23 protein-coding genes and 1 riboswitch are annotated in these 22258 nt (G+C 46.0%); of the genes, 1 reads left to right on the top strand and 22 read right to left on the bottom strand.

Going from position 1 to position 22258, the window contains the following annotated elements; all coding sequences use genetic code 11:
• Positions 1 to 9: 9 nt before the first annotated feature.
• The 22 genes from NST34_RS30085 to fni all read right to left on the bottom strand — a co-directional run bounded on the left by NST34_RS30085 (position 10) and on the right by fni (position 20514).
• Complete coding sequence (locus tag NST34_RS30085; protein ID WP_042192468.1) at positions 10 to 561, bottom strand: F0F1 ATP synthase subunit delta; 552 nt, start codon at positions 559 to 561, stop codon at positions 10 to 12.
• Positions 558 to 1046 carry a F0F1 ATP synthase subunit B gene (gene atpF, locus NST34_RS30090; RefSeq protein ID WP_060625973.1) on the bottom strand — a complete coding sequence of 163 codons (489 nt, stop codon included), beginning with the start codon at positions 1044 to 1046 and terminating at the stop codon, positions 558 to 560. The genes NST34_RS30085 and atpF overlap by 4 nt, the downstream gene beginning before the upstream one ends.
• Before the next feature lie 97 nt (positions 1047 to 1143).
• The gene (gene atpE / locus NST34_RS30095) at positions 1144 to 1359 is read right to left on the bottom strand and encodes a F0F1 ATP synthase subunit C (protein ID WP_060625974.1); all 216 of its coding nucleotides are present in this window, start codon (positions 1357 to 1359) and stop codon (positions 1144 to 1146) included.
• A gap of 104 nt (positions 1360 to 1463) precedes the next feature.
• Positions 1464 to 2231, bottom strand: a complete 768-nt coding sequence (gene atpB, locus NST34_RS30100) for a F0F1 ATP synthase subunit A (protein WP_042192471.1) — start codon at positions 2229 to 2231, stop codon at positions 1464 to 1466.
• 29 nt (positions 2232 to 2260) lie between these two features.
• Entirely contained in the window at positions 2261 to 2638 is a 378-nt protein-coding gene (locus tag NST34_RS30105) for an ATP synthase subunit I (protein ID WP_076285650.1), read from the bottom strand.
• Positions 2631 to 2864 (bottom strand): AtpZ/AtpI family protein, encoded by a 234-nt coding sequence (locus NST34_RS30110; RefSeq protein ID WP_042192476.1) that lies wholly within the window; start codon positions 2862 to 2864, stop codon positions 2631 to 2633. Before NST34_RS30110 ends, NST34_RS30105 begins: the two co-directional genes overlap by 8 nt.
• A 177-nt stretch (positions 2865 to 3041) precedes the next feature.
• On the bottom strand, positions 3042 to 4202 hold the full coding sequence (wecB, locus tag NST34_RS30115) for a non-hydrolyzing UDP-N-acetylglucosamine 2-epimerase (protein ID WP_042192480.1): 1161 nt from the start codon (positions 4200 to 4202) through the stop codon (positions 3042 to 3044).
• Between the two features lie 60 nt (positions 4203 to 4262).
• On the bottom strand, positions 4263 to 4892 hold the full coding sequence (gene upp / locus NST34_RS30120; RefSeq protein WP_042131376.1) for a uracil phosphoribosyltransferase: 630 nt from the start codon (positions 4890 to 4892) through the stop codon (positions 4263 to 4265).
• Between the two features lie 421 nt (positions 4893 to 5313).
• Entirely contained in the window at positions 5314 to 6561 is a 1248-nt protein-coding gene (gene glyA, locus NST34_RS30125) for a serine hydroxymethyltransferase (protein ID WP_341059281.1), read from the bottom strand.
• Positions 6562 to 6674: 113 nt separating this feature from the next.
• Positions 6675 to 7259 carry a TIGR01440 family protein gene (locus tag NST34_RS30130; protein WP_341129356.1) on the bottom strand — a complete coding sequence of 195 codons (585 nt, stop codon included), beginning with the start codon at positions 7257 to 7259 and terminating at the stop codon, positions 6675 to 6677.
• Positions 7260 to 7333: 74 nt separating this feature from the next.
• A riboswitch (ZMP/ZTP riboswitch) is annotated at positions 7334 to 7416 on the bottom strand.
• A gap of 48 nt (positions 7417 to 7464) precedes the next feature.
• On the bottom strand, positions 7465 to 8052 hold the full coding sequence (locus NST34_RS30135; RefSeq protein WP_076297917.1) for a low molecular weight protein arginine phosphatase: 588 nt from the start codon (positions 8050 to 8052) through the stop codon (positions 7465 to 7467).
• 47 nt (positions 8053 to 8099) lie between these two features.
• Positions 8100 to 8672, bottom strand: coding sequence for a manganese efflux pump MntP (locus NST34_RS30140; protein ID WP_042192488.1), 573 nt, complete (start codon positions 8670 to 8672; stop codon positions 8100 to 8102).
• Positions 8673 to 8799: 127 nt separating this feature from the next.
• On the bottom strand, positions 8800 to 10041 hold the full coding sequence (locus NST34_RS30145) for an L-threonylcarbamoyladenylate synthase (RefSeq protein ID WP_076285717.1): 1242 nt from the start codon (positions 10039 to 10041) through the stop codon (positions 8800 to 8802).
• A 207-nt stretch (positions 10042 to 10248) separates the two neighbouring features.
• Positions 10249 to 11004, bottom strand: coding sequence for a stage II sporulation protein R (gene spoIIR / locus NST34_RS30150; RefSeq protein ID WP_081382658.1), 756 nt, complete (start codon positions 11002 to 11004; stop codon positions 10249 to 10251).
• A gap of 83 nt (positions 11005 to 11087) precedes the next feature.
• The gene (locus NST34_RS30155; protein ID WP_076285647.1) at positions 11088 to 12272 is read right to left on the bottom strand and encodes an FtsW/RodA/SpoVE family cell cycle protein; all 1185 of its coding nucleotides are present in this window, start codon (positions 12270 to 12272) and stop codon (positions 11088 to 11090) included.
• Positions 12273 to 12471: 199 nt separating this feature from the next.
• Entirely contained in the window at positions 12472 to 13656 is a 1185-nt protein-coding gene (locus NST34_RS30160) for an FtsW/RodA/SpoVE family cell cycle protein (protein WP_042192492.1), read from the bottom strand.
• A gap of 140 nt (positions 13657 to 13796) precedes the next feature.
• Complete coding sequence (prmC, locus tag NST34_RS30165; protein ID WP_341129357.1) at positions 13797 to 14795, bottom strand: peptide chain release factor N(5)-glutamine methyltransferase; 999 nt, start codon at positions 14793 to 14795, stop codon at positions 13797 to 13799.
• Positions 14788 to 15861 carry a peptide chain release factor 1 gene (gene prfA, locus NST34_RS30170; protein WP_042192496.1) on the bottom strand — a complete coding sequence of 358 codons (1074 nt, stop codon included), beginning with the start codon at positions 15859 to 15861 and terminating at the stop codon, positions 14788 to 14790. Before prfA ends, prmC begins: the two co-directional genes overlap by 8 nt.
• 235 nt (positions 15862 to 16096) lie before the next feature.
• Positions 16097 to 17197: a redox-regulated ATPase YchF gene (gene ychF / locus NST34_RS30175; RefSeq protein ID WP_060625988.1), complete on the bottom strand. Its 1101-nt coding sequence runs from the start codon at positions 17195 to 17197 to the stop codon at positions 16097 to 16099.
• A 143-nt stretch (positions 17198 to 17340) separates the two neighbouring features.
• Entirely contained in the window at positions 17341 to 18693 is a 1353-nt protein-coding gene (locus NST34_RS30180; protein WP_341059279.1) for a S41 family peptidase, read from the bottom strand.
• Between the two features lie 168 nt (positions 18694 to 18861).
• Positions 18862 to 19335, bottom strand: coding sequence for a GNAT family N-acetyltransferase (locus NST34_RS30185; RefSeq protein ID WP_231573354.1), 474 nt, complete (start codon positions 19333 to 19335; stop codon positions 18862 to 18864).
• Between the two features lie 39 nt (positions 19336 to 19374).
• The gene (fni, locus tag NST34_RS30190; protein WP_341129358.1) at positions 19375 to 20514 is read right to left on the bottom strand and encodes a type 2 isopentenyl-diphosphate Delta-isomerase; all 1140 of its coding nucleotides are present in this window, start codon (positions 20512 to 20514) and stop codon (positions 19375 to 19377) included.
• 187 nt (positions 20515 to 20701) lie between these two features.
• On the opposite strand from fni, the gene NST34_RS30195 reads away from it, so the two are divergent.
• Positions 20702 to 22231, top strand: a complete 1530-nt coding sequence (locus NST34_RS30195; RefSeq protein WP_341129359.1) for a phospholipase D family protein — start codon at positions 20702 to 20704, stop codon at positions 22229 to 22231.
• Positions 22232 to 22258: the final 27 nt, after the last annotated feature.

Raw genomic sequence — 22258 nt, forward strand, 5'->3', positions numbered from 1 at the left:
TCCTCACCCCTATCTTCTATGCTTATCATTAAAGGATTTCTCGAGACGTTCCAATTTACTAGAAAGACTTCCGTCATACAGCGTATCGCCGATATAAACCTTCAGTCCTCCCAGCAGGCTTGGATCGACCACATTCGTAACCCGAATTTTACGGTTTACTAGCTGGCCGAATTCTGCAGCTACAGCCGCTTGTTCTTCTTCACTTAAAGAATAAACGGAGTATACCTTAGCATCACCAATGCCAAGAGCGTCTCCTTCAATCTTGATATACGTATCCAGCAGTTCGGCAAAAATATCGGTTCTGCCTCGCTCTACTAACAGTTCTACAATGTTCATTACAATAGGAGAGAGCTTATCTTGAAGTGCTGTGCGCAGCACTTTCAGCTTGTCGGACTCCGAGATACGTGGTGCAAGAATAAACCGCTGTACCTCTTGGTCTAAATGTAAAACTTCGACCACTGCCTTGAGCTGTTCTTCTACTTCAAGGGTAATCCCCTTCTCTACCGCTGCACTGTACAATGCTTTAGCGTAGCGCTTGGCAACTACCGTATCGCGGCTCATGATCGGCCTCCTACCTCATTGAGGTATTGGTTCACAAGCTGCTCCTGCTCACTGCTAGCACTAACTTCTTTCTTAAGAAGTTTAGAAGCAATACGAACAGATGCCGTTCCAATTTCGCTGCGCAACTCTTCCACTGCTTTATTCTTCTCGTTCTCGATATCGCGCACGGCCTCTTCTTTGACGCGTGCAGCTTCAACTTTAGCTTGTGCCAAAGCTTGTTCTACCTGTTGATTACTAGTAATTTGCGATTGTTGAATAATCTGTTGAGCTTCCTGGCGTGCACTGTTCAGCGCCTGCTTCTGCTCTTCCACATACGCGACCGCTTGCTCTCTAGTCTTCGCAGCTTCATCCATTTGCTGCATTACCAGCTCACGGCGTTTCTCCATAACTGCGAACAGTTTGCTGAACGCATACTTACTGAGCAAGAAATATAGAATCCCAAAGGCTACAATTGAAAATAAGATGTTTGTCCAAACAATTTCCACTGAGGTCACTCCCTTCCATTACCGCGTCATGCGGACGTATACAAAAGTAAGGCGCGGATGGCATCGGCCGTCCCCGCCAAACCGTAAATACGGTTTATTAAGATGAAAACATGATTAGGAATGCGATAACTGTTGCTGCCAACGGAATAACTTCGACGATACCTACACCGATAAACATTGTTGTTTGAAGCGCATTACGAGCTTCTGGTTGACGAGCGATGGACTCAACTGTTCTACTAACGATCATACCATTACCAAGACCTGCACCAAGTGCACCCAAACCAACCGCTATTGCTGCTGCTAAATATTCCATTTGTAAATATCCTCCTTTAATTTTGGTTCATATTGTGTTTAATGATATAAGATATCTCCCGCGAAAGAAAATCAGACGATAACCGTTCCCTTCGCAGCAGTTCATTAATGTGCTTCTTCTTCGTGAATCGTCATCTGTGCGATATAAACCATCGTTAGTATCGTAAAGATAAACGCCTGTAGTGCCCCGACGAAAATACTGAAGCCTTGCCATACAGCAAGGAAAGGAATACTGAGAATCCCCAGTTTCAAAATGACTGTAATCAGTACTTCTCCGGCAAAAATGTTAGCAAATAGACGAATAGCCAGAGCTACTGGTTTTGCCAGGTTCTCGATAATGTTCAGTGGCAAAAAGATTGGAAACGGCTCAATATAGTGTTTGAAATAATGCTTGCCGTTGAGCTTAATGCCCAGGAAGTTCATCAGTATAAACACAATAATTGCCAATCCTGCAGTGATATTAATGTCAGCAGTCGGCGACTTGTACCATAAGATCTCAACATGATCACCATGCGCCAAGTTCCTGGTTGCTTCAATCACATGGCCAAACACGGTTACAGGTCCATGTGCTTCAGTTACAACTGAGAAAGGCAATCCAAGAAGGTTGGAAACAAAGATAAACAGAATCAACGTTAGCCCCAAAGATATGTAAGGTTTTCCTTTCTTCAGGTCCATGGCACTGCTTATGACACCCTCTACAAATTCAACAACCCATTCCATAAAATTCTGAAGCTTAGATGGATTCTCAACCGAAAGCTTACGAACCGACAGCATCACCAGCACAAATACTACTGTACAACTGATCAGAAGCATCAATACGGCTGATATATCTATCGGTATTCCCCCGACAAAGATTTTCGGCATCTCATGCATAGTATCATCCCCCTTTCTCTTTAATCTGGTTAAAGTTTGTTCTTCACACTCAGATATATCCCCGCAGGAATGGCGAGAAGCTGAGGAATGAATACGCCCGAAATAGTTGCTACCAGGGAAAAATGCTCAATCTTGACCGCGAACATGGTGACCAAAATTGCGAAGCTAATCCGTGTAACAAAACCGAGGCTGAAGGCATTCCCTTCGTTGCTCGCAATCGACTGCGTTACCCGTCGAACCTTGACGGCCAGATAACGAAAGTTTACCAATCCCGCCACCAGACCCAGAGTCATGCCCAGTGTAAAATCCCTGGTCTCATGATGAAGCGCCCAGCCCATTAAGAGTCCTGCCATAAGGACGAGCGTAACTCTAGTGACGGTATTGATCATGGGAGTCATATTATCCATTCTGCTCCCCCAAAAATTTTTTAATTAACAGGACGACGTTCACAATTCCCAGAATCATTCCGGTTATAGTGCCAATAGCGAGCCAATATTTCGGCCCCTCCATCAAGTCTTTCAGCCACCTTGCCGCAAAAAAACCAATAACAATGTAAGCGGCGAGTATAGTGCCTGCACTTCCAATGATAAGCGCGGTCTGTAACAAGCTGTCCCTGCTATTTTGTTCTTTCATGGCTACAATCCCAACTAATTTTACTGAATTTCTGGAGTCTTTGTCAATTCATTGAACATTGCCCAAAAACCCTTGAAAACATGAAAATAATCACAGCAAAATGTTCCAAAACCATATAAACCGTACAGTTTCACTGTATGTTGATTTTAATCAGATCAGATATTACTTTAAATGAAATTATTTATTTTTTGTGAACATTCTGTGAAACTCTTCAGGACGCTCCTTATTTACACCAAAATGGTGCAAAATCGCATTGACAATTCGTTGGGAGGCTTTGCCATCTCCGTACGGGTTGGCGGCCCGACTCATCGACTGATAGAGCTCATTATCAGTCAAAAGAGCATGTGTCCGTGCATACACCTTCTCCTCGTCCGTGCCCACAAGTTCTAGCGTTCCAGCGTCTATCCCTTCAGGACGCTCCGTCGTATCACGAAGCACAAGAACTGGTACTCCGTATGAAGGAGCTTCCTCTTGTAAACCGCCAGAATCGGTCAATATCAAGTGGGTATGCGGATAAAAATTATGCAAATCCACGACATCCAGCGGATCAATCAGCTTAATTCTTGGATGTCCACCCAAAATTTCATGTGCAGGTTCCTTAACAGCAGGACTCGGATGCACAGGATAAACAATGGCTACATCTTCGAATTCATCAGCGATTCTTTTGACTGCCCGGAAGATATTCCGATGCGGTTCACCTTGCGATTCTCTACGGTGAGCAGTCATCAAAATAAGTTTTTTTCCTGAAGCAAAATCCAAAACAGGATGCCGGTAATCAGGCTGTACGGTATATTGAAACACATCGGTTACAGTGTTGCCTGTGATATAAATACTTGATTCTTTTTTGTTCTCATGTCTCAGATTACTAGCTGACCAATCCGTTGGAGCGAAATGCAGGTCTGCCAATACACCTGTAAGCTGACGGTTCATTTCTTCAGGATACGGAGACAATTTGTTCCATGTCCGAAGTCCTGCTTCTACGTGCCCAACCTGAATTTGCTGCAGGAATGAGGCATAGCTTGCAAGGAACGTCGTTAATGTGTCCCCGTGCACCAATACGAGATCAGGTTTAACCTCTCTGAGTACAGGTTCCAGGCCTTCAAGTACTCGAATAGTAATCTCATTAAGCGTCTGACGATCCTTCATCACATCCAGATCGTAATCAGGAGTGATATTGAACACTTCCAACACTTGATCGAGCAACTCCCTGTGCTGTGCTGTTACACATACAATTGACTCGATGTGCTCAGGATGCTTCTTCAGTTCAAGAACTAGAGGAGCCATCTTGATCGCCTCGGGGCGCACTCCGAAAATAGTCATCACTTTAATTTTGGACATAACCCCTACCCTCTCATCAAAAAATAATCAAATTTCTTATATCCTATTACGAATTACTATTTACTTAGTTCCGTACAAACGATCTCCAGCATCGCCAAGTCCTGGAACGATATATCCATGCTCATTCAAATGATCATCAAGCGCAGCTACATAAATATCAACATCTGGGTGAGCCTCTTGAACCGCAGCAACACCTTCTGGAGCTGCAATCAGGTTCATCATTTTAATTTGTGTACAGCCACGCTTCTTCAGCGAGGTAATAGCAGCAATCGCAGATCCCCCCGTAGCTAGCATTGGATCAATTACGATCAGCTCACGTTCCTGTACATCTGTAGGAAGCTTGATGTAATACTCAACCGGTTGAAGCGTGTCCGGATCACGGAATAAGCCAACATGTCCTACTTTAGCAGCAGGAAGAAGCTTCAGAACGCCCTCAAGCATACCCAGACCAGCACGAAGAATAGGGATAAGCCCAAGCATTCTTCCAGAAATCACTTTGCTTTCCGTTTCAGTGACCGGTGTTTGTACTGTAATGGTTTCTAGAGGAATATCACGTGTTATCTCATAAGCCATCAATGTGGCAACTTCGTCAACATGCTCTCTGAAATCCTTCGTGTTTGTTCTTACGTCGCGAATAAATGTTAGTTTGTGTTGAATTAAAGGATGATCGCAAATCACCAATTTTCCCATTTCCTGTCCCTCCGGTAATTGTAAGTCGTGTCTATAACCCTAGAAAGCGCTTTTGCTTCTCTATGGCTAAATCCTGTCTATTATAGCATTCCCATCGCCGCATTTCACCTAGAAAGGCACATGTATCCATATTGAACCCCTACCCCTGTATTTTCCTTCGCTTATAAAGGTAAGGATTGGTAATTCCATTGCCTTTTCTGGAATAAAACCTAGATTAGGTTGTGCAAATTTACATTTTTCATACTATTCACATTTTTTTCACTATTGTTTATGAAAGTTCCATGAACTTTCATGATTGATTTCATGATTTTCCATCAATTTACCCAGATAATATTGTGAACAATAAACAACAAAAAACCTCCACCAAACCCTAAAATCAGGACTCGGTGGAGGTGAATTTATTAATGAATACGAATAGGAACTAGTATTTCAGTTCTGGATAAAGTGGGTACTGATCCGTCAAATCAGCAACTTGACGAGCTGCCTCAGCTAATTTCAATTCATCCTTCGGATTCTTCAGAACATTAGCTATAATGCGGCCAATAACCACCATAGCTTGCTCGTCCATACCACGGGAAGTAACCGCAGGTGTACCAATACGAATACCGCTTGTTACGAAAGGACTTGTAGGATCAAATGGAATTGCGTTTTTATTCACAGTGATTCCGATGGAATCTAGTACTTTTTCCGCATCTTTTCCGGTAATGTTCAGGTTACGTGTATCAAGCAACATCAAGTGGTTATCTGTACCACCGGATACAATGTTAACCCCTTCGCTTATCAGTGTTTCTGCAAGAACATTTGCATTCTTCACTACATTCTCAGCATAGGTCTTAAAGGATGGCAGCAAAGCTTCGCCGAATGCGACTGCTTTTGACGCAATGACATGCATCAGCGGTCCACCTTGGGAACCAGGGAATACGGCTTTATCGATAGCAGCCGCCCATGGCTGTCTGCACATAATCATACCTCCGCGGGGACCGCGTAAAGTCTTATGTGTTGTAGTTGTAACGAAATGAGCATGAGGAACCGGGCTCGGATGAAGACCAGCAGCAACAAGACCTGCGATATGGGCCATATCTACCATAAACAACGCGCCGACATCATTGGCGATAGCACCAAGTTTTTCGAAATCAATAATGCGCGGATACGCACTTGCACCAGCAACAATCAACTTAGGACGGTGCTTGAAGGCTGCTTTGCGTACTTCGTCATAATCAATTAGGAAAGTATCTTCTTGTACACCATAAGCTACGAAGTTATAGAGTAATCCAGAAGCATTTACTGGACTACCATGCGTTAAATGTCCGCCATGCGCCAAGTTCATGCCAAGAACCGTGTCGCCCGGGTTAAGTGCAGCGAGATATACAGCCATATTCGCTTGTGCTCCAGAGTGAGGCTGTACGTTGACATGTTCCGCACCGAACAATTCTTTTGCACGATCACGAGCCAGATTCTCAACGATATCCACATCTTCACAGCCACCATAATACCGTTTGCCTGGATAGCCTTCTGCATATTTGTTCGTAAGCACTGAGCCCATGGCTTCCATTACGGCTTCGCTAACGATATTCTCTGAGGCAATAAGCTCAATGTTGGCACGCTGACGTTTCAGTTCCAGTTCCATTGCTTCCAGTACTGCCGGGTCACTCTTACGTAATTGTTCCATGTTCTTATTTCCTCCCTAGTGTGTGTAGATATGTTGTATTTAAATAGAAACGATTTGCCCGCCACGAAAAAGCTTTAGGTCTACGTTTCTGCAAAAACATAAATCTAAGTTCATCAATCACAAACCTGTGAACCACTCTGTTCAAGAGTGCGGTAAACCGCACGTTCGCCGCCAATAAGCGGAGTTCTGGCCCATGCTGCGTTCACTCTAGCTGCTCCAATGTACCGTAAGGTCGGTCGAAAAGGAACTGCCACGCGGCGCAAATGCATACCTATAAGAGTCTCACCAATGTCTAAGCCAGCATGCGCTTCTATCGTTTCCGCCAGAACAGGATCTTTCATAGAGCGATAGGCAGCCGCAGCCATCGAACCGCCAGCACCAGGTATAGGTACAGCTGAAACTTCATTTAGCCCAAGCGACTCTAGCAAAGAGCGTTCCATTACAAGCGCACGATTCAGATGCTCGCAGCACTGATAAACGAGATGAAATCCTTTTTCCGCTGCGACCAAACGAGCCCCTTCAAGCAGTTGCTGTGCGACTTCAAGCGCACCACCGGTTCCAATACGGACACCAGCGACCTCACTTGTGCTAACTCCTAGGACAACAATTTTACCAGATCCAAGGTTACCAGCTTCCGCCAACTCCCTTAACACAGTGACAGTAGCTTCAGTTAAAGATAACTCCACAACTTTGTCCATCACCCTACCTCCTCAAGCTTCAAACAAGCTTCATTTAAACAAAAAAGAGCAGTCCGCAGGTAGCTGCGGATTTGCTCTTTTGCCCAGGCGACCGGCCGTTTATTCCGATGCTCCATCGTGGTTTGATCCACATTTGTCGCCAGTTACATCGGAACCGATTAGTTGTACTTTCATCTTAAAGCAAAGCCGACTGAAAATCAACCATTTACAAATGGCGTAAGGATTCCAGTTTATCTAATAAACTAAACAACGAAGTGCGAATCTCAGCAGCAGTAAGCTCATAATCTTCACGCGTACCCCCGAATGGATCAGAAATATCAAAGCTTGGGATACGCTGGCGGATTTCAATCATTCGTTGTAGATCCGTTGCGTTGGGTTCACCACCTAGAGCTATGCTTAACTCAGCATCTGCATAAAGGCTGTCCAATTCTTTAATATCCTCAGTCACAGCTTCTTCGTTATGCACGTATTCCTTCAATGTATATGTTTTTGTTACGGCATCCGGAAAATACTGTAGCAAATGTTGCTTATGTCCACTGGTTAAGGTAAGTACAAGATCGGCCCAAGCGACGAATTGCCCTGTTAATTGCGACGACTCTAAATGATCATGAATGCCTTCTTCTCGCAAAATAGCTGCAGCATGTCTCGATATAGAAGTACCAGAAATGGCAGATACACCTGCAGACCGCACTTCCAGGTCGATTCCGCGTTCCTTCGCAAGCTTTCGTAAAAGCCCCTCAGCCATAGGACTACGGCATGTGTTACCGGTGCAGACGAATAAAATATGCAGCATGCTTTTGCACCCCCATGAAATTAAAATATTGTAATGCCGTTATTGTATCAAAAGATGAATAGCAAGCCAAACCCCAATAAAATAGCCCCGCCCAGTGCTTCCCCATATTCCCCGAGTCCACGACTGACATGCCGGCCAAGAAGCAGGCCGATAATTGACATCAGACCTCCACAGGCACCAAAGGCTAGTATAGTCAGAAGCACACCATTCACAAACATCCCTAAGGATACCCCAACGGAAAAAGAATCCACACTTACACTGAGTGATAGAAGCAGCATTCCCCATAAGGTTCGGTGATTCATAGCTCGCGTACCTACCACTTCCGGACGAAAGGAGTTATACACCATATGTCCGCCTAACAGCACAAGTAGCCCTCCTGCGGCATAAGTTGTTACTTGACCTAGCAAATGTCCGACATAACTTCCAGTCAATAAACCTAGAAGAGGCATCAGCATATGAAAAAAAGCAATGAGCACACTCATTTGCAGAATATGCAGCAGACGAATCCCTTTCATCCCGATCCCTACTCCGAGCGAAAAGGCATCCATCCCTAATGCAATCGCCATTATAGCAATAGTAACTGTCTGTCCCCAACCGGCATATACATCTCCTATGCCCATGCTTAACCCCCCAAGTCCGAAATATCTTGTACAACAACGATATGCGGACAAGGGGGTAATCATGACTTCATAGGAGATTTCAGATTCGAAGAACCTATACTATAGCTGGATAGAAAGGTCGCCGTGGCTATCCGGCATCAATGACGGAACCACCGGCTGCCTTCATAAGCCGGTTCATAATAGCTACGCCGAGGCCCGTATACGGACAAGCCTCGGCCAAGATGTAAGTCGCTCCCGCTTCATCGAAGCGCCGCAGCGCGGCATATAGGGAGCGCGCCCCTTCCTCCGGCGAGGATAACGAGCCGAGGGAAAGAACGCAGGCGGCAGGATCGGCGGGATAGAGGGGCTTATGCTCCTCGAAGAGGAGTAAGCCCGTCACTTCGCCGTTCAGCTGTGCCGCCTGAAGTAGACTCGCGGCTTCATCCGCAACACGTTGCGGAGAAGATCCGCTCACCACACCGAGCCAGCCGCGCGGCGCGTAGTGCGTGTACTTCATGCCCGGCGCGCGTGGCGCCGAGCTGTCGGAAACAGCTTCTGCACCGTGGCACTCCTTCGGTGCAGTGGCTACTGGAGCTTCCGCTGCTGCGGAAGTTCCAAATTCTTTAACCACAGCTGGCTCAGCAGCAATGGCTTCTGCTCCCACTACAGCAGCTAACTGCTCCAAAGTAATCCCACCAGGACGAAGCACTGCAACCTTTCCATCAGGCTGCACCTGCACCACAGTTGACTCCAGTCCAACTCCAGCCGCGCCGCCATCAAGTACACCGCCAATGTATCCGGCCAAGTCTTCCATCACATGTGAAGCTAAGGTCGGACTCGGACGACCGGAACGGTTAGCACTAGGTGCCGCAACGGGACAGCCCGCTGCACTGATCAGCGCCAAAGCTACCGGATGATCAGGCATACGAACACCTACCGTGTCCAGTCCTGCCGTTACACAGGATGACAAAACACCCTCACGAACAGGAAGAACAACTGTCAGCGGTCCTGGCCAATAAGCATCCATCAATACCGCAGCCGTAGGATGCACTTCTGTAACCAGCTCGTCCAAAGCACCTGGATCAGCAATATGCACGATTAGGGGATTGTCAGACGGTCGCCCTTTTGCCGCAAAAACAGCCTCAACTGCCGCAGTATTCCGTGCATCCGCTCCAAGTCCATAGACCGTTTCGGTTGGAAAAGCGACCGTTCCACCTTCACGAAGCATGGCTGCCGCCTCCACGATGGCTAACTTATTCTCCTCACTTGGCTGAAGTACACCGGAATCCGAAGCTGCATCTTCCAGCAAATCCAGTTCCCAATATACAGTCTCATTTCTATTTCCACTCCGCCGCTGAACGGCGAATAAAGGGTCGTGTGGTTCATTCATTCTCATCACAGGCTTTCTACAGGATATATATTGAACAATAGCTTTTCTTGCAATCTTAGGATAAATACTCTTGAGGTTCATTAACTCTAATCCTACCAAAAAGCGGCCCCAATGAAGGCGCCGCAGTCGATCTGCTTATGAAATAGTAACATATCTAGATTCAAAACTATAGACCATTTCCACAAAACCAAAGGGCTAACATCAGCATTACGACCATAATCCGCTAATCCAGTTCCAAAGGTTTTGCAGCAGTTCCCAAACGAAGAACCGTACCTCTGGCTCTGCGGAATCCGCTGCCGCAACATCCTTTGCCGAAGAATCTGCTTGTACAGCTGTTCCTACTGCCGGTTGCGCCTTAACTCCGCTATCTGCCCCGGCAGCCGAAACGGTCTTCGCCCCTTTGTTAGCAGCAGGTGCCGCCGCATCTCCAGAACCCGCATCGATAAAGCACAACGGCGGAAACAGTACGCACCACCAATTTTGCCCTTTTCCCTCACCCAGCGTTACCCGAACAGCCTCGTATTCTCCGGCCGGATAGACTGTTCCACCGTACAATTTGGTCGGAAAAGGAACTACACCCAGCTCAACTTTATAAGAATATTGAATGCCACGTTTCTCTAGCTCCGATCCAACTAGTGCATTAAGCTCTGGTAGATGAGTTCTAATTAAAGCGCGTGCCTGCTCTAAACTCTGTGGGTCCTCAAGTGCAGTTACCCACTGGTTCATTTGCTCTACGATTGTATCGCGGATTTGCCGCTTCACTAGTTGATCTTGTGTTCCGTCCGAATTCGCCAGAATACGCAGCCGGATAGAATCCTGTGGAATCGATACTTCGGCTACTGCTGCATCGGTTTTTTGACCTTCCCAGGCCATGATAACGATCATAAAAAAACAAATTAAAATGGCAGTATACTTAAAAGTTACACGTAAGGAATCTCTTTTATCCATATGATTATCGTTCATTTGTCGCAGCCCCTCTCCTCTTAACTCTCATGCTAGTAGTATGTCCAGAGATGAGAGACTGCAAACCTATGAATCTATTAAATCTATAATTTTACAGCAAGCGCCTTAGGCAACTGCAAATCCTCCTCAACATCCCGACCATAAAGATGCACACTCATTACAATCCCCATGCATGCCATATTAATTAAAAGAGATGTGCCTCCATAACTGATGAACGGAAGTGTAATTCCCGTGAGCGGCATTAGGCCGATAAAAGCTCCAATATTCTCTAAGATTTGATATAGCAGCATTGCCGTAATTCCAATAATCAAAAACGGACCACTACGCTCCCTACTCTCTAGAGCAATCAGTATCATCCGATGAAGAAGAATAAAAAAGAGCAACAGCAGCAGCGCTGAACCCACAAACCCAAACTCCTCCGCAACCTGTACGAATATGGCATCCGAATAGGTATATGGAACACGGTTACTCTGCACAGAGCTTCCTTGCATGTACCCCTCGCCACTCATCCCTCCGGAGGCAATAGCCACTTTAGCATTTTTCGTGTGATAGCTTGCATCATCTGACGCCAAATCAGGTACGAGCCAAGGATCAAAACGATCCACTAAATGCTTCCTGCCAAGGGTTTCCTCAAAAAAATATACCGCTTCATCATGATAGTGAATATAGCTCAGAATTCCTGCAAGACCCAATCCGCCAACGATTAGTAATCCGATGAGTGCATGTGAAATTTTGATATTCCCGATCCATAGAAGACCGATTAATATTACGATGTAGCTTAGCGCATTTCCGAGATCATTCTGTACAATAACTATGGCAAAAGGGAGCAATGTAAGAAGCGCCAGCGGAACGACTCCCTTCCAGAAGGTTAGCGTGGCTCCTTGTTTACGGACCAGTATGGACGCGAGTAAAAGAATCAATATCAACTTAAAAAGCTCCGCAGGTTGAAAGCTAAGTCCACCTATCTCTAGCCCTAATTGCGCACCGTTCTTTACCTTACCAAAAAAACTAACCGACACTAGCAGACCAATACCCAAGATGTAAATATAAAGAGCATATTTAACAAATATCCTATAGTCCACGAAGGTAAGCACAAAAAACGCTACAAACCCTACAATGTAGTATTTAAGCATTTGTAGATGGAACCCATCTAGTTTCTGAACTAATCTACCATTAGTCACGCTGTATATCGAAAGAATACTAATAACCATCAGCATAACCAGAACAATAAGAATCACGCTATCGATCTTCTTGAGCTTTTTAAGCATACACAAACCCCTTACTCTATTAAGGTTCCAACCACCCTCACCTGAGGAAAGTCTCTCCTTTCTATTGTAGAGCATTCAAGGCCACAATTCCAAATTTATGTAATACACCCGATATCAGAGATTCAATTCCCAAAATAAAAAACCGCCAGTTCCCATCCTTAAAAGATGAGTTTCTGACGGTTGTCTTTTGATTTAGTGATTAAACCTGTTTGGCGGCTGCATAAGGAGTAGGCTTAGGCAAATCTTCCTCTACATCTTGACCATGCAGACGCACGCTCATTACCAGCCCAATGCTGGCCATGTTAATAAGCAGGGAGGTACCTCCGAAGCTGATGAATGGCAATGTGATACCTGTCAAAGGCATCAGACCAATAAACGCACCAATATTCTCAAAAATCTGATACAGCATCATCGCGACAATGCCGACGATCAGAAATGGACCTGCTCGATCTCTGGCTTCCAGCGCAATCAGAATCATTCGGTGAATCAGGATAAAATACAGTAGCAGCACAAATGCAGAACCGACAAAGCCAAATTCCTCGGCAATCTGCACAAAGATAGAGTCTGAATACGTATAAGGCACCCGATCCGTCTGAACAGAGCTACCGTTCATATAGCCTTCTCCACTCATCCCACCTGAGGCAATCGCAAGCTTGGCGTTTTTGGTATGATAAAGAGCTTTCGCTGTCGCTTTATCCGGAACAAGCCATGGGTCGAAACGTTCAATCCAGTGCGAACGGCCAATATCGTTAAGAAACGTTTTAATTTCGTCATGATAATGGATATAACTCATAATTCCGGCAATCGCAGAGCTTGCTACAATCACCAAAGCGATTAATGCGTGAGTGTACTTAATATTTCCAATCCACAACAGACCTGCAAGAATCACGATGTAAGACAAGGCATTCCCAAGGTCATTCTGTGTAAGGACAATAAGAAACGGAAATAAGGTTAATAGGCCGAGCGGCACAACATCCCGCCAAAACAAGAGTTTACTCTTATTCTTACGAACAAGCATCGCTGCCAGAAATAGAATCAATATTAGCTTGAATAGCTCGGCAGGCTGAAGGCTCAGTCCTCCAGGGAGGGACAACCAGCCTTGGGCATTATTCTTGGTCTCGCCCAAAAAGCTGACGAGTACCAGGATACCTATTCCAAACAAATAAATATATAGCGCGTATTTCACTAAAATTCTGTAATCTAAAAAGGTCATTCCAATAAAAGCAATAAAGCCAATTGCATAATACATCATCATACGGATATGATGTCCGTCCAGCTTTTCTCTTCCATGAGTCACACTATATATGGCGAAGATGCTGACAGTCATGAGCAATAACAGAACGACTACGATAGCACCATCAATTTTTTTAATCTTCTGAAGCACGTTCTGCCTCCCTACTCTAAATCTGGGCTTTCTTTTATGGTTCACCAAGAAGTCCGGTTAAATTCTATTGTAAAGGAAGTCGGGTTGAAAATACAATTTTACTCCCCGATCAACAGGAGTCCCCTGCACAGCATGCAGTATTATCGTGCTATACCTAGCACATGACGTGGAATTCCAGCCAGATCATTAATGGTGATGATCTCTTTCCAATGGCCCGCCGCTTCAAGTAGCGAGGCTACTTGCTCGGCTTGTCCGAAGCCGAGTTCGAAGCCGATCAGGCGCGGCGGTGCCGGGAGCAGCGCCAGCTGCCCCATCATGCGGCGGTACGGGTCCAGCCCGTCCGCTCCGCCATCCAGCGCAGTGCGCGGCTCATGGTCGCGCACCTCACGCTGCAGCCCGGCGATATCCTCGCCGGGAATGTACGGCGGGTTGGAGACGAGAATATCCGTCTCCATCCCCGCGAACGGCTCGAGCAGATCGCCGAGCCGAAAGTCCACGGCTGTGCCGGAGCGCATCGCATTGCGCTTCGCCACAGCTAGGGCCGCCGGCGAAATATCGCCGGCGCAGACCCGCCACGCCGGCGCTTCCGCCGCCAGCGTGACGGAAATCGCTCCGCTGCCGGCGCCGATATCGACGGCGGTCAGCGGCCGTACGGCGCGTCCACCTTCCGCGCCGCCCGCACGATCTTGCGCTGCTGCTAACGAAGCAGCGCCTTCTTCCTGCGCCGCTTCACTCGGCGCAACCGTGCCGTCCGGCCAAAGCTCCGCGCCGTACCGCAAAATCGCCTCGACGAGCAGTTCCGTCTCCGGCCGTGGAATAAGCACATCAGGCGTCACTTCAAAAGGACGCCCGTAGAACTCTTGCTCGCCAATGATATATTGCACCGGCTCACCCTTACTCCGGCGGGTAACTCCCGCCTCCCACTGTTCCTTGACCGCAGCTGGAAAAGAATCCGCCAGTGCCATATAATACGCAGCCCCGGACAAGCCTAGCACATGCTCAAGCAGTAATTGCGCACTGCGTTGCGGTTCATTACAACCGCTCTGGCTCAAAAAAGAAGAAGCCTCCGCAAAGGCTTCCCGGATGCTTTTCACTTCCGACATGACAAATACGCCATCGTTCAAAGCATTATTATCCATTGTCCATACTATCCATCAAATCAGCTTGTTCAGCAATTGAAAGAGCCGAAATAATTTCAGTGATTTCTCCGTTCATAACCTGCTCCAGACGGTGCAGTGTCAAGCCAATGCGATGATCTGTAACCCGGCTCTGCGGGAAGTTATACGTCCGGATACGCTCACTACGATCACCCGTACCTACTTTGCTCTTCCGTTCACCAGCATACTTTGCTTCTTCTTCCTGCCGCTTCATATCGGAGATACGGGCACGAAGCACTTGAAGCGCCTTTTCCTTATTGGAGTTCTGTGACTTACCGTCCTGACAGGTAGCAACGATGCCCGTAGGTACATGGGTTACACGTACTGCAGACTTGGTCGTATTTACAGACTGTCCGCCTGCACCACTTGAACAGAAGGTATCCACACGAATATCTTTATCATGGATTTCAATCTCAAATGCTTCAGCTTCCGGCATCACCGATACTGTAGAAGTAGAGGTATGAATACGTCCACCGGATTCAGTCGCTGGGATACGTTGTACGCGATGCGCACCACTTTCGTATTTCAACTTACTGTATGCACCGCGGCCGTTAATAAGGAAGATTACCTCTTTAAATCCACCAAGATCGCTCGCGTTGACATCCATTAGCTCCACGCGCCAGCCTTGTGAATCTGCAAACCGGGTGTACATCCGATAAAGGTCGGAAGCAAACAATGCCGCTTCATCTCCACCCGCTGCACCACGAATTTCGACGATTACGTTCTTATCATCATTCGGGTCTTTAGGCAGTAGCAATACGCGGATTTGCTCTTCCAGCTCTACCTGACGTTTGGAAAGGTCGTCAATTTCCATCTTGACCATTTCCTTCATCTCATCATCAAGCTTTTCGCCTTGCATCTGCTTAGCAGCTTCAAGCTCTTCCATTACACTCTTATATTCAGTATACGCCTCAAATGCAGGCTGTAGGTCTGATTGTTCTTTGGAATAATCCCTCAGTTTCTTACTGTCGTTTGCAACATCCGGATCACAAAGCAGTTCACTGAGCTTCTCATAGCGGTCCGCCAGGGATTGCAATCGGTCCAACAAGGGAATTCACCTCTCCTAGTTCAATTTCAAATTCGCAAATAAAGCGATTAAAACATATGTCATAAAATTAGATATACGACTTTATATTATACCAAAGATATTGTGAAATGGCTACAGTTCTGTACGCGTAAATCCCTTAATAAATGTCTTATATTTTAAAAAAAGGATCATCCCAGCAGTAGATACCCTCTACCGACTGAGATGACCCTCTTATCATTAGTATGCTTCAGTCCTCTTAAACGTTGAAACGGAAATGCATAACGTCGCCGTCCTGCACCAAATACTCTTTACCTTCTAGACGCAGTTGACCACGTTCTTTGGCACCATTCATTGAGCCTGCTGCCAAAAGATCTGCGTAAGCCACTACCTCAGCACGGATAAATCCACGTTCAAAATCTGTGTGAATTACACCAGCAGCTCCGGGTGCTTTAGTTCCCTTACGAATGGTCCACGCACGAACTTCCTGAACGCCTGCCGTGAAATACGTATACAAGCCTAGAAGTTTGTAAGCCGCTTTGATCAAGCGGTTCAGACCAGATTCTTCTAGCCCAAGTTCTTCTAGGAACATCGCTTTATCTTCGCCCTCAAGCTCGGCAATTTCAGCTTCTACTTTAGCACTGATCGGAACAACTTCAGCACCTTCAGTTGCTGCAAATTCACGTACTTGCTGCACATAAGGATTATTCTCAGCACTTGCTACTTCTTCTTCACTTACATTCGCTGCATACAGCACAGGCTTCAATGTTAACAAATGAAGATCACGGATAATAACCTTCTCGTCATCGGACAATTCTATACTACGTGCAGGTTTATCTTCGTAGAGCACTTCTTTGACGCGTTCAAGCAGTTCAACTTCTTGAGCGTATTTCTTGTCGCCGCCTTTGATGTTCTTACGGGAACGCTCAATCCGCTTCTCAATGCTCTCAATGTCAGCAAGAATCAGTTCCAAATTAATGGTCTGAATGTCGCTGATCGGATTTACTTTTCCATCCACGTGGGTAACGTTCTCATCTTCAAAACAACGAACGACATGAACGATAGCGTCTACTTCGCGAATATGAGCTAGGAACTTGTTGCCTAGTCCCTCACCTTTACTCGCACCGCGCACAAGACCAGCGATATCAACAAATTCAAAAGCAGTAGGTACAGTCTTGTTAGGTTGTACCAGCTCAGTCAGTTTATCAAGACGTTCGTCCGGAACTTCAACGACACCAACGTTAGGGTCAATCGTGCAAAAAGGGTAGTTTGCGGATTCTGCTCCCGCTTGCGTTATTGCATTAAACAATGTGGATTTTCCTACGTTAGGAAGACCGACGATTCCCGCTTTCAAAGCCATTTATATGACAACTCCTATTTTCAGCTAAATTGATCATCCGAATAAGTAATACGATCTAAACCATTATATATTAGAACATATTCTCCAGCAACACCGGATGTCTTACAGTTGTGTCAATCCAGCCTTATCCAAGCGAACCCATTTCAATAGGATTTGGCAAGTTCCAATACTTTTTGCACCGCCGGCTGATCCAATAGGGGCTTAGAAGTATCTGGATCAACCTCCACATCAGGGACTGTCTTCACTTCCTCGTTGCAGCTTCCATCAGAGTTAAGTCCCATCTCAAAGGAAAATCTGAATACATAACCGCTATTAGGCAATGCAACGACAAGTGGATCCATCCCTAGTCCGTCCCCACCTGTTCTGCCACCAACAACCGTCGCAAACCCGGTGCCTTTTGCAAATGCTGCAAAACCTTCCGACGCTGAATACACAGAGCTATCTACCAGCAAATAGATCTTTCCTTTAAAACCAACGGATTCTTGAGGGATTACTACATCTGTATTTTTACTATATGTCTTGAACATTTTTAATGCTTCCGATGGTAAATTAGGCAACTGTTCGTCTTTGATGTTGGTAATAGGCTGCTGCCCCCTTGTGATCTGACGTGCCTGCATAAAGGTCTCAGCATAGTTGCCTCTTGTATAAAGTAAGTATGTATTGTATTCGATAGGTTTATTGATCAGCAGAGGAGCAATATGAGCTCTCCAGTAATTACTGTTTCCTCCGCCATTTCCGCGGATATCTAGAATTAATGTCTTATAATCTTTAACTTCTATTAAAAAATCACGAATCTCCGAACTATCCATCTCCATGAGACTTCCAGCAAAGCTTCGCATGCCTAGATACGCTATTTGCTCTGGCTCTATAATAACCTTTTTTACATTCCCGGAAGTCTTTCCTGTCTGACTCCCTGCCTCACCACTATTCATATCGTTAACGATGCCATTAGAGCTTTGCTGCTCCGCTAAAGGTTTCTGGTTGTAACGAGCCAACACATTTGGCTGTTGAAACACGTTGATCCAAGGCTCATAACCAAAACCTGCCTGAACATAGGCGTTTAGAAACCATGGATATTCTTCCTTAGATAAAAAATTGGTATGCCCATTATTTAACCTGCTAAGTACGAATTTCATTCGTCTAAAAAACTCATCATCTGTCTTCACTGCTGCAATTTCATTACGGTACTCCTCTTTGTTCGCAAGCCAATCCTCTCCATTTAGACGCTTATTTACCTCTAGGAAAGGGTAGTTCTCCTCAATAATCTTCCACATATAATCAAAATCCTCTAATCTTTGTTCCACTGTCAATGGAGACAACGCCGCTTCTAGCTGTTTTCCCGCTACCTTTGAAGAGGCTACCGGCGCAACCGGACTTGCCTGAACTTGCCCCGACGCAGATTGCTTTTTCCCTGGCGAATCCCCACGGTTGCAACTAACCAGTAACAGTATTGCAGCTACAGATAAAGCCGCTGGTAATACAAACCTTGGTCTCACCTTAATCCCCCTTCCAATATTCCATATAGCTGAATCCATTTTCAGGAATTTATTTAATAATCATATTTTTCTATTCCTCCTAATTCAAATATATTTATCACAATTATTTACATTAGTTTTCTTAGAACAACACAAAAAAGACCTCCTTCGAGGTCTCCACGTTAAGTATTACAAATCTTTAGACATCGTAATGTCAGTTACGGTATATCCCATTTTTTTGTAGAGCTCAAATGCACGATTGTTCTGACCGAAGACATGTAACCCGATTTTGGTGACGTTCATCTCACGAGCTTCTTCATCGAGTGCGACCATAGCCTGCTTGCCATAGCCTTTACTCTGATACGGTTCAAAAACATAGAAATCATAAATGAAAGCTTCTCGGCCGCTGCGGCCTTCACTTACATTAAACCAGATGTATCCTACCTGGATATCACTACTTATTTCTACTATAGAATATAGATAAGCGCCATCTGTGCTCAACCCTTTAGGTAAAGACTGTGTTATAGCTTCCTCAGACAGCTTCATCGCGATTTCAGGGTCCCAAGCGCCGGCTTTAATCTTATCTTCAGCGTAATCACGAGTAGCTTGACCTAAGAAAAATTGAAAAGCAGACTCATCCATATGAACCAATTTAATCATCATCTTTTTTCACTTCCTCACTTCTATATTTACCATATACTTTTATTTACGTATTAAACGGGAAGTCCCACGTAAAGTTGCTAAATCGGGAGCTCCGATGCCGAACATTGCTATCTTAAGCTCCAGCTCTACCTGAGCCAGTGCAGCATCTAGCGCCTCTTCAGAATCTACTGCCGGTCCTAAAAGATTGCGTCCAAAGCCTGCTAAATCAGCACCGAGGGCCAATGCCTTCGCCGCATCCACACCATGCTTCAAGCCGCCGCTGCCAATCAATGCCCCCTTCGGGGAGACAGCACGTACCTCCGCAATGCAATCTGCGGTTGGAGTACCCCAGTCTGCGAAAGCTTCAGCCGCTGCGCGCCGTATAGGGTCTCTACTCCGAAACTTCTCGACCTGACTCCAGGATGTTCCACCTGCACCCGCTACATCAACAAAAGCTACCCCTGCATTATAAAGATGTGCTGCTGTATCACCGTCAATGCCCCAGCCGACTTCTTTTACACCTACAGGAACCTCAAGTGCACGGCATACTTTTGCTATCTGCGATAGTAAGGAAGCAAAGCCAGTATTCCCTTCCGGTTGGAAGACCTCTTGAAGACCATTGAGATGCAGCACAAGAAAATCCGCACCAGCAATATCCACAGCCCGGCGACACTCCTCAATCCCGAAACCATAGGACAGCTGTACGGCGCCAATATTAGCGATAACCGGTATATCAGGTGCTTTGTCCCGTACATAAAATGTTTCGGTTAGCTCAGAGCGCTCCACCGCCGCTCGCACAGAACCAACCCCCAGCGCCCATCCACGATGCTGTGCTGCCTCTGCTAGTCGGGCATTGATGGCTCCTGTAGCTGCACTGCCGCCTGTCATCGAGCTGATCAGCAGTGGTGTACGAAGTTCACGTTCCAGGAACGTAGTCTGCAATGATATATCATCGAAATTCAGCTCTGGAAGAGCATTATGCCGAAATCGGTAATGTTCAAACCCCGTAGTCACACCAACGCCACCAACTTCTTCATTTAGACAAAGGCGTACATGCTCTATTTTGCGTTCACCTGTCCTTGATGCAGGCAATAAAGACTTCTTATCTGAAACCTCTACAGTCGGTAGGTCATTGCCATGATCCGCGCCAGACTGCCTATTCGCATCATATGGTCCGGCCTCTTCTGGCGTATGATTCATGCTCCGTTCCTCCTATTCCTAAACTGCACTTATTATAACATATCCCTTCAGATGAATTTACAATATGAAGTGAGTGAAATACGAGGGATGCTTCATTTCTACCCACTAGGTGTTAATAGGTTGGTACACGCCGGAGCATAATAATTATAAAGGAAGTGCTCTGCAATACTTTCAGGAGGAACTTCCGATGAGATCAGATCGTGAACAACCCGTTCAGCCCCAAGTGATACAAGATAGAACCCATGCTTTTGCTCCAAAGAAACGCACCTCTTCACGACGCCGCAAACGAGTGATATGGGCTTGCGTCATTCTAATTCTCTGGTTAATCGGCGTCATGATATACCAGACACATAAACCTCTACCCGTTGGGATTTCCTATGAAAGTCCCATATACAAAGTGAACAATGTATCCTTCTGGCATGACCTAACCTATCCAGACGGTACGGACACAGGTAAGCAGGAGAGTGAAATTCTTCCGAGAATGCTACATATCATCGAGGAGTCAAGGGAGTTCTTAGTCATCGACCTGTTCCTGTTCAATGATTATACCCATGAAGATCAGTCATTCCCTCCAGTCAGTCGAATGCTGACAGATAAATTAATCTCACAAAAGCAAACCTATCCCGAAATGGAGATTGTCTTCATCACCGATGAGGTCAATACCAATTACAACTCGGCGCCCAATCATCTTCTGGAAGAAATGAAGGCCGTGGGGATCCGAGTCATCATGACCGATGTTAATTCGCTGCGGGATTCTACACCTGCCTATTCAGCCGTCTGGCGCACCTTCATTCAATGGTTCGGACAATCCGGTAAGGGCTTTATCCCCAATCTTATGGCCAGTGGTGGACCGGATATTACCGCTCGATCTTATCTGAAGCTGCTGAATGTGAAGGCGAACCATCGCAAAGTAATTGTCAGTGAGAACACTGCACTAATTTCCTCTGGAAATGTTCACGATGCCAGCGCCTACCACTCCAATATTGCTTTGGAGGTACAAGGTCCAATTATTGCCGATATTCTCCAGACCGAGCAGGCGGCAGCCAATCTTTCAGATGCAGGTCCATTGCTACTTCATAAGCCCAATTTCACCCAAGAAAAGAACCTACCATCAGCGGAAGCTCTAGAAGTTCGCTATTTAACAGAAGGAAAGGTATACAAATATGCGCTGCAAGGCATTAGGTCCGCCCGGAAGGGGGATACCGTATGGATGGGGATGTTTTATCTTGCTGATGATGCCATTCTGGATGCGTTGGTAGAGGCTACATCACGCGGGGCTAAGGTAAACCTAATCCTGGATCCAAATCAGAACGCCTTCGGGCGTGATAAAATCGGGATCCCCAACCGTCCAGTTGCCATGGATCTGAACAAACGCACGAACGGTGAAATCTCTATTCGTTGGTACAATACAACCAAAGAGCAATATCATCCAAAGCTGCTCTTTATCGCCAAACAAACCGGCAGCTCCATCGTTCTTGGCGGTTCCACCAATTTCACCACTCGCAATCTAGATGACTACAATCTAGAGAATGATCTGTGGATTTCTATGAAGCGAGATCAGCCGCTGTTCACAGACATGGAAGCCTACTTTAATCGGCTATGGAATAACGAGGGTCATACGTTCACTTTACCTTTTGAGGCCTATCAGAGCGATGTGACCTGGTTCAAGTACATCCTGTTCCGGCTGCAGACTAACCTGGGCTTTACTACTTTTTAAACAAAAACCACCGCAGAGAAGGCAGCA

The sequence above is a fragment of the Paenibacillus sp. FSL H7-0714 genome, from assembly GCF_038003765.1.
Classification (GTDB): Bacteria; Bacillota; Bacilli; order Paenibacillales; family Paenibacillaceae; genus Paenibacillus_AQ.